Here is a 13,223-nt window from a genome sequence, read left to right as displayed (position 1 = left end):
GCGCAATTTGCCACTCGTCGTCATCCTGGAAGCTCCATATAAGCGCGCGTGGTCGGATCCATCCGCAACAAGGCCTCGCCCCGTCCAATATCCCCCGGCACATCGACGCCCAAAAGGCGGGATTGCGTCATCACCAACTGGATGGGATAGCCATGCTCTAGCGTGCGCAGCATATCCACTTGCTCCGCCTTCTCCAAGGGCGTTCGCTCCAGCCGACCAAACGCTTTCAGGAACGAATAGGAAAAGGCGATCACGCCGGTTTGCTGGTACATGGGCACCGCGCCCTTGGCACGGGACCGTGACGGAATGGGCGTGCGTGAGAAGAACAACGCCCGTCCGTGCAGGTCGGCGCAGACCTTGACCACGTTCGGATCGTCATAGTCGGCGGCGTCGGATATGACGCAGGCTAGGTTGACCACCGGCACCTTGGTCCGTTTATAAGCCTCGGCCATCTCTTCAAGCATGGCGGGAGTCACCATGACTTCGTCTCCTTGGACCATCAGCACCAGATCATCTTCGGCCAAGCCCAGGTCCATGTTGTCGATACATTCCACCGTCCGATCGACACAACCGGGATGGGTGTCGGCGGTCATCACCGCCTTACCGCCTTTGGCCCGGACGGCAGCGGCGATGTCCTCATCGCAGGTGGCGACGACGATGTCGTCGAAACACCGAGCCAAACGGCATCGTTCCCAAACATGCAAAACCAGGGAAAGCCCCAGCAGAGGCGCCAGGGGCTTGTTGGGAAAACGGCTCGAGGCCATGCGGGCGGGAATGACGCAGATTGTTTTCATTGTTGTCTCCGGATCAGCCCGACGCCTTGACGAAACTGCCGCCAAGGCATGGCGCAACGCCAAAGCATCCGTACCATAGGCGATGAAACGATTGCCTTCGGCGATTCGCGCCTCGAGTTCCGAGGCGACCGGCGCGACTTGGTGGATTCCCAAAGCCTTGCCGTGACGCTCGCAGGCGCATTTTACCGTAGCCACCGCTTCCAGAAAATCGGCGGTCTGAAAATCACCCGCCGCCCCCAGACTGGCTGACAAATCGTAGGGCCCGAGGAACAAGGCATCGACCTCGGGCAGGGCCGCGATGGCGGCAGCGGCGCACACGCCTTTTTTGGTTTCTATTTGCGCCACCATGATCGGGGAAAATCTGGTCAGATAGGATTCGAACTCGGCCCCCCACAGGTTGCATCGTCCCAGGCCCACCCCACGGCGACCGTTGGGGGGATAAAGCAAATGCTGAGCGAAATCCGCGAAATCGTCCGCATCCTCGACCACCGGCACTATGACCCCTTGGGCGCCGCCATCCAATAAACGCCGCGCCAGGAATGGATCGGACGACGGCAAGCGGGCGAAGGGCACCACCCCCCACCGCTCGGCGGCACGAAACGCACCGAATGCTTCGTTCACCCCGGCCGAGCCGTGCTCCATGTCCACCGCCAGCCAATCGAAGCCTTGCGCAGCCATAATTTCAGCCACTTCGGCGGAAGAAGTGGTCAGCCACGCGCCGATCGCCACCTGCCCGGCCCTAAGCCGGGTTTTCAAAGTTTCACTGCTCATTGGCGCGGCCTTCCATCATGTCAGCCCACAAGGTTTCATCGACAGGAGCAAAAAACAGATTGCGGTCCAGTGGTGGCGGCGAAGACAAAGTCCCTAAAACTTCCGCCAAATCGTTCGGACCCGTCACCGGAACGGATAAACCGACGGGGAGAATATCAAGCGATATTCGTCCGGAAGGCCGAAAGCGAAGTGTCGGCAAACCCATCAACACCGCCTCAAGTCCAACAGTGGTCGCGGCATAAACTACCGCCCTAACCGCCGAACAAGCGGTCAGGGGGCGATGGACGCGGCTTATCCCGGCGCTTTCCTGAAATTGGAATGGCGTCATCGGGTGATCCTTGACCCAGAAACGAAACCCGCTTTTGACCGCCCGACGCGCCGCTTCCAACATGTCGGCGGCCGTCGCCAAATCGAACGGCAGGGCCAGGAACACTGGTTGGGCGGGATCATATTCCACTTTTGCCGAGGCGGCGAAGCGGTGGGCGCCGGCAACCCGTGTACGCGCCGAAGGAACCCCCCATTGCATCAGTTGCGTTCTCGTCGTCGTTCCGGTGCACAGCATCATGTCCGGCAGGCCGTCTTCCCCATCCGGGTTGGATGCTGGCGCGTAGTTCAGCATCTGCCGGCCGACGACAGAATGCTGATAACCAACAGTTTTCACTCCATGAACACGGGCGACTCTTACCAGATCGCGTTCCCAGGCGTGGTTTTCCCAGGGCCAGGCCACGACGTTTGGCCGCAGGTCGGCCATGAACCTCCGCTGGCAGATTTGCTGCCAGCGGATGGCAGCGGCCTGAGCCGACCCCCCTTCCATCGCTGCCGCCCGCCGGACCAACCAGCCCTGGGGTCCATGACGATGACGGCGAGAGGGGCGCCACCGGACAAACGGTAGACCGAACGCCGACCAGATCGATCCCCAAGACGAGAGCGCGACCGTCCGTTCCGAGATCAGCCGTTCGGTCACCTCCGCCCGTCCGTCCACATGCAGCACCCGGCGCAGCCCCGGCAGCTTGCTCATCAGATCACCGAAATAGGCATCCTGGCCAGCACCGTTGCTGGAAGGGTGCGCATAGGTCAACACCCAACTTCCCCCTGGAGCCGGGCTAGGCCGCGCTTGCCTGAGATAGCGAACCACCATTCGCACCGTAAAACGCATGCGGGCCAGATATCCACGGATGGCGAGACGCAGGACCTGAGGTAGTAAAGGCGGCGCCGTACCAGCCACGACACCGGGAAACCTCCGGAAATGGCGGAACAGCCAGGGGTCATCGCAGACGACAAGGACGGTGCCGGTCTGGTCAGACCACTTTTTCAGCAACGCTCCCCACCCCAGCATGGCGCCGAAATCCGATGCGTTGGCGACGCAGGCCGGTGTGTGGGCCAAGTCGGCGCTTGGGTCCAAGGCCAAATCATAGCCAATCTTCAACCAGTGCTGGGCTTGGCTATCGAAAGAATCCTCCAACGCTGCCGAAAGATCCATGGCCGGCCCATCCGGGGTGGCCCGCAAACCACCGATGCCGACCCAATTCTGGTACTCGACCGGACTTGGCAGGTCATTGCTGCGGTGAAGCAAGACGCCCATCTCAGCGTTCCTTACGCGCCAAAATCCACATATGCGACGACAACCCCGCCTGGCTCAGGAAGCTTTGGAACATCGCCTTTTGCTCTGCCCCGCCATGACGCAGCAAGCGGGACAGGAATGGATCTGAAATCAGATTCGTATCGGCCTGAAACGCCTTATCGACGATTTCCACGTCAAGTTTTCCCGGCGTGACGAAGGCTAGCTCGGTCAAACCGCTGCGCGCGAGCAAACGACTGACGCCATGACGACTGAGGAAATTCACGTGATGAGGCGGCGCCACCGCCTTGGCATTCAAGCCCAGGCTGACGATGTCGAAGCCCGAGCCACTTAAGCCGGTCGCCAGGATCAGCCCCCCCGGACACACCAGTGCTGCCATTTCGCGCAGAAACTGGGCCGGATCGGGAACGTGTTCGATGACTTCAAAACTGGTGGCCAGATTAAAGCCTCCTTTCCAGCCTTCGGCCTGAGCCGCCTGGGCGGAAAACCCTTGGAAAGTCGAGAAACCGAGGGCCCGGCACGCCTTTGAGGCGGCCTCTCCCGGCTCCACCGCACAGCATTCCATCGCCGAGCCGATGGCGGCGAATTCCTGAAGGAACACCCCGTTTCCCGCCCCCACATCGATCATACGCGCCGGCGGCATAGCGTGCTGGCAAACAAGGTCGTGAACCGCCCGGGCGCGGGGCCTGAAGATATTCAGGGCCCGCGCCTCGGCAACCGCCGGCATGAACACGCTGGCCCAATATTCCGCAGACGGCGAACCGCCGTACAAGGCAGTCAATCCCGCCTCATCCAGACAATCGATGGCGTACAAGGTATCACACTGGGGGCAACGAGCTAGGCGAAAGCCATTTTTTTTTCCCTGCGGCAAGCATTCCCCTTCTCCGCAGCCGGGGCAAGGGCGTTGCTGCAAACGCCCGCCTTGCGCCAGTATCCGCTCCGCATCTGCGGCGGAAAGACGCAGATACTCGTTCAGCAAGGCCTCAGGGCGAATATCCTCTTCCCGCATTTAACGCTCGTTCTGTAACAGGGCCAGATGTTTGAGTACGGGATGGATCACATAGTAGACGCTCCCAGACCCTTCCTCGGGAACGGGAGTGGGCAAGGCCCCTGTTCTCCGTACGTGCTGCAGAACGTCAACCATGACATTCGCCCTGATCGTGCCATCGTAGACATGATCCACATCCAGGCCCGGCGGCGGCGGCGGAAAACGCTTGCGCAGCAACGTCGGTCCGCCATCAATTCGCGGATCCAGCAACAAGGCGGAAGCGGCGCAATCTCCACGCTCGATCCAGCTGTAATAAAGGGTGGTGCTGCCCCGATGGTCAGGCAGCCAGCCGGAATGGACGTGCAGAAACGGCCCCAAGGCCAAGACCTCGGCCTTGATCAACTGGCCGCCATAGCCGCTGTAGATCACCAAATCGGGGGCATGGGCTTGAATCCGGGCCATCAGCTCCGGGCTATTGACCGATTCGGCATCGCAATGTTCTGCCGGCCAGCCGGCTAGCGCCACGGTTTCGCACAATGTAATCCGTGGATCGACCAGACTGGCACCAATTTGCGCCTCGGCATCGGCGGAAACAGGGAGGTCAAGCCCGACATCGCGCCCCGCATCACCGAAATACAACACTGCATCCGGGTTAATGCCCCCGCACGCCATGGCTTGCGCATAGGCCCGGGAACGACTGGTATAGGCAGCAAGGAATAAGACGCGCATCACCCGACTCCCAGCCGCGCGGACAAGGCGTTCACATGCTCACGTTCGCGCAGGGCCAAAAGCGCCACTCGGGCGCGCTGTTCCATGTTCAAATCCGCCAGCACCGCAGACAACGTATCTATCACCTTCAGCAAGGCGTTGAGCAAGGGCAATTGCCCAAGCATAGCGTAGGCGGCTTCAAAAACCTCGGCCAAGCGTACGTAAAGGGCCAGATCACGAAAAGACGTCGGATCTACGGCACGAAAGTGCTGGTCGTAGGCCTGATGGATCCGCTTGGTTACCTCGAATTTCTTCACCAATTCGTCCAGCCAGGGACGAGCGGCCTCGACCGCCGGGGCGGCCATCACCGCCTCTAGCAAATCCCCAGTATCGACCGCCATCGGATGTGAAGGCAAGGTGACGGGCCGGGGAGCCGGCGGATGGGCGGCGGGCGCCACCAGAACCAGGGCGCGGACCGCCTGCCAGTCCGATAGGAACGCCCTTCCCCCATATACGGAATAAAAATACGTGTTGCGCTGATCGAGTAATGCACCCGAAGCATAAGGATAGCTCATTTCAGCACCCCCGCGCCTTCCAATATGCGGCGGGCCAAGTTCTCTGGGGCCGCAGCACCCGGCGTGTTGTCCACCACTAGATCAGCCGTCTCGGGCTCCGGAAACGGAATATCGATACCGACCACATGGGTCATCTCGCCACGCGCCGCCTTGCCGTACAGGCCCTTCTCGTCGCGCGCCTGCAAGGCCGGCAACGGAACCTTGAGATAGACTTCAAAATACTGGGAAAACCGCATGCGGTTCTCGGCCCGCATTTCGGGGAAGATGGACAGGATGCAGACCACCGCGTTGATCCCCTGACCGTCCAGCCAATGGCATAACGCGGTGATGCGTTCGGCGTTGTCCCGGCGGCCCTCGACGGTATGCGAGCCGGGGCGCTGATCGTGCTTGTACAGCGCGCGGATCTCGTCGCCGTCCACCAGCACGGTATTGGGCGCGCTCCGCTTCCACTGCCGCACCACCTCGCGTCCCACCGTCGTTTTACCGGCGCCAGACAGACCGACCAGCCATATGATCATGGTGCCATCTCCTTTGCGAAAGCTGGAAACGCCCGGGCGAGGCGGGCGCGACCGAATTGTGGGATCTCGGCCAGCCGGCCCGCCACAGCGCGCTCCAGCACGGGCAAGGCGTCGTGATCGGGCCGGTACAGGTTGACCTGCTCCAATGGATCCGCGTCCAGGTCGTACAATTCGTTGCCCATGGGACCGAACCTGTCATCGGGGTCCATGGCTTCTTTCCAGATCAGTTTCATGCGGCGGTCCCGCGCCGCCATGTAGACCGGACGGTGGTCAAACAGGCAATTGCCGCCGTAGAAGGTCTCCATCACCATGGTCTGACGTATCGCCACTTCGGACGACGTGACCACGGCCCCCTCCCAGCCGGGAATGGCGGGAGCACCGGCCAAATGGGCTAGGGTGGGGGCCAAGTCCAGCAGGCTGGTCAAGCCATCGACACGCATCCCCTGCGAGCCAGGCCGGATAAAGATCAGCGGCACCCAGGTATTGTGGTGGTGCAGGCGGAAATAATGGCTGTAATTGCCGTGCTCGCCCAATTCCTCGCCATGGTCGCCACAGATGACGACGATGGTGTTCTCAGGCTCATCCAACGCCGCGACGATACGACCGATCTGCTCGTCGACATAGCGCAACGCGGCGTCATACATGGCGCTCCATGACGGCAACAGGTCTGGACGGCGGGGGCGTTTGGTAACCGCAGCCGAGATGTCGATCTCGTCGCCATAACCCAACGGCCGCAGATAATCGCGTGCCGACTTGTACCACCGGCTGCCGCGCCCGGGTGCATAGGGCAGATGCGTGTCGAGGAAGTGAGTGCAGATCAGGAACGGCTTCGAGCGATCACGATCGCGCATGAGCCGGATAACACGATCGGCCAGGGCGGCGCCATCGACGAAGGGCTTAAGCCGGTTCGCGCGCAGGATGGCGGCGCGCTTGTCCACCACCCCGACCAGTGCGTTACCAGCGCGAAAAGCCGCCTCCTCGGCCAGCCGCGACCATTTGCGGCAATAGCGCCACTCCTCAGCTAGCCAGCCATGAGCTTCCGGCATGGTGGCGAAATGCTTCCGCATATAGGCCCGGGGATCGCCGGCAAACGCAGCCCGATGGCGATGCACCACGGACTGCACCTTATGGAAGTCGAAGCCGTCGCGAACCAGGCGGGTATCGCCAAAATCTTGGTGATCGGCCTCGCCCTGGCTCTTGCGGGCGACGCAATATGCGTCCAACTGGACAAACAGATCATCCATTACCGGCGTGACCAGCGCCAGCATCTCGTCCTCGCTCAACGCGCCGGCAGCGCGGCTCATCACCGAGCTTTTCATGCGGTTGAAGGCCATTCCCATGAGATTGACCGGCGAGAACAGATGGACTTCGGAATCGACGCCGTCACCATAGCCGAAAAAGCGTGTGATCCATTTGAACGAACTGAGCAGTGTTACATGCCAGCCGGCATCGTGGCAGGCGCGCAGCACGGTGGCCGGTCGGCCCAGCGTGCCGTTGTCGTAGCCGCCGTAGGAAAGCGGCCGAGTCGAGGTCATGATGGTGGGAAAGGACGCCTGGGTGAAAGCGGCCAGTGAGGAGTTGCGGTCGCACACGATGGACTGGGTGGCCAAACGGTCCAGGTTGGGCGTGGTCGACCGCGAATATCCATGCAGGCTCATCCTGTCGCAGCGAAGCGCGTCAATGGTCAGCAACAGGATATTCGGCACCCGACTCATCAGCGTGCGGCGGGGTCAAACTGCCCACGAATGGAGCCGTCGGCGAACTTGGCCCGCGCCGTCTCGTAATCGGTGACGGTGTCGATTTCCAGCCATCCGTGATCGATGAACACGGCGTGGGGCGGATGCCCAGTCAACACCATTTCCATCAAAAGGTCGGTCATGTAGGCCTTTTCCATGGGACGCTTGTCCATCCACGACCGATGACAAGACCCCATCGCCGCCCGTGTCTGGCGCAGGATATTTACGCCTTCACCGCGAAAACGCATTAAGCCGATATATTGCGCCTCGATCTGGTCGAAACTTTGCGGCTTGTTGCCGATTTCAACAATGCGCCCCTGTGGGTCCAGGCGCAGAGTCTCGGCATCGTCCAATGGATTGTCGAAACGGCTTTCCCAGTAGGTGCGCCAACCGCGATCAACGATGACCGAGACGTCGTGCGGGCTGTCGCACAACGCTTGGATCACGTTGGGCTGATAAATGATGTCAGCATAGGCGACGATGGTGTCCGGACCGATCAAATGACCAGCGCAGAACAGGGTCTCCACCATGTTGGTGACATCCCACGCGGGGTTCAGCACTGTCGGCAAGCACAGCTGATCGAACGCCTCGGCGCGGTAGCCCACAACCATGGTGATGTCTTCGATGCCAGCCGCCCGCAAGGTGCTCACCTGGCGTTCGATCAGGCTCATTCCACCCAATTCGACCATGGATTTCGGACGATCATCGGTATAGGGCCGCAAGCGGCTACCACTGCCGGCGGCAAGAATGACGGCGTTTGTAGTCACGGTAAATCCTTGGCTGCTAGGCGCTGTAGAAGTTCTCGATCCTGAAGCCGGATGATTGGTCTTTCAGGGTGCCACATCACCGCCAGCAAGGCAATTCCGGGAAAGGTAAAGGCTTCTACATGTCCTTCGGGATCACAGGCCACCGACCGCAATCCCCGTCCCAGTCCATGGGGTGGGATGGCCCAATTATGATAGGAATTGACCTGGGGCTCGGCCCCCAACAAGTCTTGCCACTCGGGCACGACACGCACCGAATGCCGACTGGCGACATGTCCTTTAACACGTTCAAGGGTTCCGCCGAAATGACGGTTGACCAGTTGAAGACCTCGACAGACCGCCAAGACCGACAATCCGGTGGACAAAGCATGCTCCAGTAAGGCTTGTTCTGTGCGATCACGCGATTCGTCGCTGCCCAAATCCTCGCCCCCGGTCAATATCAACAGGTCAGCCACCAGCGCCGTGACCCAGCCGGCAGGATTAGCCAAGGTGTTGGGAACAAGTAGCGGCAACATCCCCCAGCCGTCCAACAAGGATGTCCAGTCCTGCGCCAAACTGTCACGCGGCTCGGCATAACCTTGAGGATGGGTGACCCGTGTGGTTAGGGCGATACGCAACATGCCCCCCCTAATGATTTTGCAGGTTGCTCAGTTGCGTAAAACGTCCACCCAGACGCTTCAGATCCTCGAACGTACCGCTTTCGACGATCCGCCCACCTTCCATGACGTAAACCATCTGGGCGTGGGCCACCGTGTTAAGACGATGGGCGATGATAACCATGGTGAGATCACTTGCCAATTCATCCAACGCCTGCTTGATCGCCGCCTCCGCCTCGGCGTCAAGGGCGCTGGTCGCCTCGTCCAACAACAGCAGATCAGGTCGACCGGCAAGCGCCCTGGCCAAAGAAACCCGTTGTTTTTGTCCGCCCGACAGGCGTGTCCCAGCCTCACCGAGCACAGTTTCAAGACCGTCTGGCAAGTCCTTGATCACAGAGTCGAGATGAGCTTTGGCGATGGCCCATTGCAAATCCTGTTCAGTGATAGCCGACCGGCCGAACGTCAGGTTGTTGCGCAAAGTGTCGTGAAGGATGACTACATCCTGGGTGACATAACCGATTCGCCGTCGCCACGAGTGACCGTCCATTCGTGCGAGATCGTTGCCGTCGACGATCACCTGTCCTGCATTCGGGGAACGGATGCCCGCGATCAAGTCGATTAATGTGCTTTTGCCTCCGCCCGAGCCGCCGACGACGGCGACGGTGGAATTGCGTGGGACGGTAACGTTGATGTTGATCAGAGCCGGGTGTTCGCTTCCGTCATAGGTGAAACCCACGCCGCGCAGGTCAATGCCGCGACCGATGCCGGCCACCGGCGGCATGACGCCGGTGGCCGGCTCGGCGAAAGCGTCGGCTTGGGCGATCGCTTGGTCCACGACCGCAAGCGCATTGCGGTAGCCAGCATAACCTTGCAGATGTTGCTGCACCTGCGTCAGCAGCGGCGCGATTCGCGACAGAAGCAGGATGAAAGTCAGAAGAACCGCTGCTGGGATATAAAAAGCGCCGGTGGCCAATGCAATCAAAATGCCCGCCATGGCGACCGGTGCAGAGCGAACCACAAAATTGGTCAGCGCCATTGTGTACTCGCCGCGCACGTTTGCATCTCGAGTGGCCGCGTTCAGGCCTGCAATGCGCTGGATCACTTCCATTTCAGCGCCGGTTACCCGTATCAACTTGGCGCCGCGCAGAAAGTCTATCACATGGAAGCTGTAGCTGCGGGTTTCTGCGTCAGTTTCTCGCCCTATTCTTGCGGATCGCCGCATCAGCGGCATGATGGCCAGCCCCACCAAGGCTCCCAACCCGATTACAGCGATCAGCAATTGCCAGTCCAGTACAGCTGAAAGGGAGAGCAAGATAATCGCTTGTGCAGTTGCCGCAGCTGCTTGCAACTGATAGGTCAATGCATATCCTGCTCGTGCGCACTCACCAAGCAATCGGTTGATCACTTCGCCGCCGGCCTGGGCGGACAGGTATTTCCACTGAGAGTGGAATAGACTGCCGATGATCTGGTCCCGCAGTGTCTCGACGCTGTGGTGTTTTACATTGATGATCAGGCGATCGCGAAGCAGCACGACTAAGTAGGCGACGATGATTGTTGCCGCCATCCCCAGCCCTAAGATTATCGGATTGGACGACAGGCCGAGGACTTTGAGAAACTCAGACGATAATATCGCTTCGTTGCCGGCTGCAGTGCCGTTTATTGTTTTGAGCAGAGGAAGGAACAGCGCCAAGCCGACGCTTTCGAGCAGTCCGGCCACGACCGCGACAAAGATGATGCTGGCTTTTCGGGGTATGCGTGAAAAAGTAGAAAAAAATCCGTAAGAGCGCTCAGGCATGACTTGTGTTCCGTGCGATTGCCTGGATCAGATGATGTTCTTCACCATGCCATTCAATCGGGGTCGGAGCGGCTGTGTAATGCAGAAGATCGAATCCGGCCTCGGCCAATAGAGAGCGGTAGTTATGTACGTGCATGGTTCCGTAAAGCGGCAGCGGTCGTTCGCTCGGAATGGTGTCCACATTCACCGGTCGAGGGTAACGGTTGATGCATGCGGGCTCGCATAGCACAACATGGCGGGCTACGCGAGCCAACGCTTTAAGGTAGCTTCTTAATTCACCGGGCGTCAGCAATACCGCCACCCGGTTAAACAGCGCCACATCGAACATTTTCTCGTCCGTTCGTTCAATCCAGTCGAGCGGATAACCGGAAACGAATCGGGTGTTGGGGCGGGCGATGGCGGCGCAACGATCGGCAAGATCGGGAACGAAGTCTAGATTGATCCAAAAGCTGTCGGAATTTTTCGCCGCTTCCGCGCACTCGATCAGCGGGAAACCGCATCCGATGTTGAGCACTCTGCCGGTCAAACGGGCGGTGTCGAGAACATGGCGTACCAGTGGGATGGCTTGGTATTCGCAGGTGTTGAGTCGCTGGTCGACCGACCGTTCCTCTAGATCGGTTTTCACTCGTTCAAAGAAGTTTATCGAGTAGAGGGTGATGTCGGCCACTTGCTGCGGCGTCAAACGGTCGGAATCGGGGCGCGGAACATAAGCGTGTACCCTATCCCAATGGCGCCATGACCATCCGGCGGCCAACATGGCGTTTTTTATGGCGGCCTTGACGCACAGCGAAATCGACTTGGTCAGCACTAGGGGATTGGCAACGTGGGGCTGTAAGCTCATCGCTTGATCTCTTTGTCTTGCGTCGATCCCACCAAAGTCGAGGGTTGGCCATCGGGAATGTTATGGTTGCGCCGCCAGATTTGCTCGTATTCATTGATGCGGTCGTGGTTCAAGGCAACCATTATGTCGCGCAAACCAACCAATTCGACGGCGTTGAAGTTTTTACTGATGACCGCCGTAATCTGGCTGGCGTCGCCTAAGGCCATGATGAACCGTTCGAGAACGCCGCCGTATTGGTTTTCGATATCCGAACGGAACACAGTGAACCATTCCGATCCCGGATAGGGCGTGGCGAAATGCGGCTTGACGATAATACCCAAATCGTCCCACGACTGCATGTTGGCGCGGAGGGATTCGAAATCGTCGTTGGGGAAGCCGATGATCAAATTCGGCACCGGACGGATACCGGCTTCCAACGTCCAGAAGAAGGAGCGTTTGTTGTTCGCCGGGGTGGCACCTTTGCCGATGGTCTTCAGCACGTGCGGGGCGAAGGATTCGTAACCGTAAACCAGATGCGAGCAACCCGCTTCGCGCATGATCTTGAGGATTTCCGGGTTGCACAGCGTGGCGTGGCTGGTGCCGCTCCAGAAGACGCCATCCCAGGTACCGTCCTCGCGCATTACCGGGGCGAGGCCGTTCTCGTGCCACAGGCGGCAAATCTCACGCAGCCAAGTGCCCTTGGAGTAGCGGTCCATGGTCATCAGGTTTTCATCAAGGAAGACGACGAAGTTGACCTTATACTTGTCGTACATGTGCTTGATCATACGCACAATGTACTCGGGACTGTGGTATCGGATCGTTCTGGTGTAATTGCCCGGCGTGTCGAACACCACCTCTACCTCGCCATCCTCGCCGGTTTCGTAGCGCATGTCGCCGGCGATGCCGAGGTGATAGCAATAGCGGCAGATCAAAGAGCAGCCGTAGCTGGCATTGATGTCCAGACGGCGGGTCGCCAGCATGCCTTCTTCCGAATAGAGGGTCTGGCTGTTGGGGAAATAGACCTCCTCCAGCGGGAACAGATCCCACGCCGGATAGGGCAAGGAATCGAGATTATGAATGAGCCCCCGCTGGGGCGTGAACACCAAGCCGCCGTCCTTGCGCAAGATCAGGCCGTTAATGGCCGAGAAGTCGCGCACGCCGGTGTCGATGGCGCCCAGCAGCTCGGGCCAAGTGACGAAGGCCTCGCCGATGACGCCCACATCCACGTCGGGCAGCCAGGTCATCATCTCACGCGGGAGCGAGGTCAGCACACCGCCGCCAAGCACGATCACCCCGCCGGGGCAGAACTCGCGCGCCAGCGGCACGATCTGCTTTATCGAGTTGTACGACGTGGTGATGCCGCCCAGCGCGATGACATCCCAGTCATCGGCCTTGAACACCTGTTCCAGCACGGTCGGGCCTCGACGCCAAGCGTTTTCATCGTAGACCTGAACCTGATGGCCCTGATCTATGGCAATGGCCGCTAGCAGAGCGATCCCGTATGGAACGTGACGGGGCTCGTCCTCTTCACGGACGCGGGGATTGATGAATAGAACCTTGGCCATGGTGCTACCTGTTT

The 13,223-nt window shown here is 59.8% G+C and carries 12 protein-coding genes; all 12 read right to left on the bottom strand.

The window, feature by feature from the left end:
* Window positions 1–20: 20 nt before the first annotated feature.
* From kdsB to MGMSRV2_RS16855, 12 genes are read right to left on the bottom strand one after another with little or no spacing between them, the layout of a single operon-like run.
* Complete coding sequence (gene kdsB, locus MGMSRV2_RS16910; RefSeq protein WP_024081580.1) at window positions 21–1,565, bottom strand: 3-deoxy-manno-octulosonate cytidylyltransferase; 1,545 nt, start codon at window positions 1,563–1,565, stop codon at window positions 21–23.
* Entirely contained in the window at window positions 1,555–3,147 is a 1,593-nt protein-coding gene (locus MGMSRV2_RS16905) for a hypothetical protein (RefSeq protein WP_024081579.1), read from the bottom strand. Before MGMSRV2_RS16905 ends, kdsB begins: the two co-directional genes overlap by 11 nt.
* A 1-nt stretch (window position 3,148) precedes the next feature.
* A complete protein-coding gene (locus tag MGMSRV2_RS16900; protein ID WP_024081578.1) occupies window positions 3,149–4,153 on the bottom strand; it encodes a class I SAM-dependent methyltransferase in 1,005 nt (334 codons plus the stop codon).
* Window positions 4,154–4,861: a formyltransferase family protein gene (locus MGMSRV2_RS16895; RefSeq protein ID WP_024081577.1), complete on the bottom strand. Its 708-nt coding sequence runs from the start codon at window positions 4,859–4,861 to the stop codon at window positions 4,154–4,156.
* A complete protein-coding gene (locus MGMSRV2_RS16890) occupies window positions 4,861–5,415 on the bottom strand; it encodes a hypothetical protein (protein WP_024081576.1) in 555 nt (184 codons plus the stop codon). Before MGMSRV2_RS16890 ends, MGMSRV2_RS16895 begins: the two co-directional genes overlap by 1 nt.
* Entirely contained in the window at window positions 5,412–5,933 is a 522-nt protein-coding gene (locus MGMSRV2_RS16885; protein ID WP_024081575.1) for an adenylyl-sulfate kinase, read from the bottom strand. Before MGMSRV2_RS16885 ends, MGMSRV2_RS16890 begins: the two co-directional genes overlap by 4 nt.
* Complete coding sequence (locus MGMSRV2_RS16880) at window positions 5,930–7,639, bottom strand: sulfatase-like hydrolase/transferase (RefSeq protein ID WP_158497783.1); 1,710 nt, start codon at window positions 7,637–7,639, stop codon at window positions 5,930–5,932. The genes MGMSRV2_RS16885 and MGMSRV2_RS16880 overlap by 4 nt, the downstream gene beginning before the upstream one ends.
* Before the next feature lie 8 nt (window positions 7,640–7,647).
* Window positions 7,648–8,436, bottom strand: coding sequence for a phosphocholine cytidylyltransferase family protein (locus tag MGMSRV2_RS16875; RefSeq protein ID WP_024081573.1), 789 nt, complete (start codon window positions 8,434–8,436; stop codon window positions 7,648–7,650).
* Window positions 8,433–9,053, bottom strand: a complete 621-nt coding sequence (locus MGMSRV2_RS16870) for a gamma-glutamyl-gamma-aminobutyrate hydrolase family protein (protein WP_024081572.1) — start codon at window positions 9,051–9,053, stop codon at window positions 8,433–8,435. Before MGMSRV2_RS16870 ends, MGMSRV2_RS16875 begins: the two co-directional genes overlap by 4 nt.
* A gap of 7 nt (window positions 9,054–9,060) precedes the next feature.
* Window positions 9,061–10,824: an ABC transporter ATP-binding protein gene (locus tag MGMSRV2_RS16865; protein WP_024081571.1), complete on the bottom strand. Its 1,764-nt coding sequence runs from the start codon at window positions 10,822–10,824 to the stop codon at window positions 9,061–9,063.
* Window positions 10,817–11,665: a class I SAM-dependent methyltransferase gene (locus MGMSRV2_RS16860; protein ID WP_024081570.1), complete on the bottom strand. Its 849-nt coding sequence runs from the start codon at window positions 11,663–11,665 to the stop codon at window positions 10,817–10,819. The genes MGMSRV2_RS16865 and MGMSRV2_RS16860 overlap by 8 nt, the downstream gene beginning before the upstream one ends.
* Complete coding sequence (locus MGMSRV2_RS16855; protein WP_024081569.1) at window positions 11,662–13,209, bottom strand: B12-binding domain-containing radical SAM protein; 1,548 nt, start codon at window positions 13,207–13,209, stop codon at window positions 11,662–11,664. The genes MGMSRV2_RS16860 and MGMSRV2_RS16855 overlap by 4 nt, the downstream gene beginning before the upstream one ends.
* Between the last annotated feature and the right edge of the window lie 14 nt (window positions 13,210–13,223).

Source organism: Magnetospirillum gryphiswaldense MSR-1 v2 (genome assembly GCF_000513295.1).
In the GTDB taxonomy this organism is placed as follows: Bacteria; Pseudomonadota; Alphaproteobacteria; order Rhodospirillales; family Magnetospirillaceae; genus Magnetospirillum; species Magnetospirillum gryphiswaldense.
This window is presented reverse-complemented; position numbering and strand designations above follow the sequence as displayed.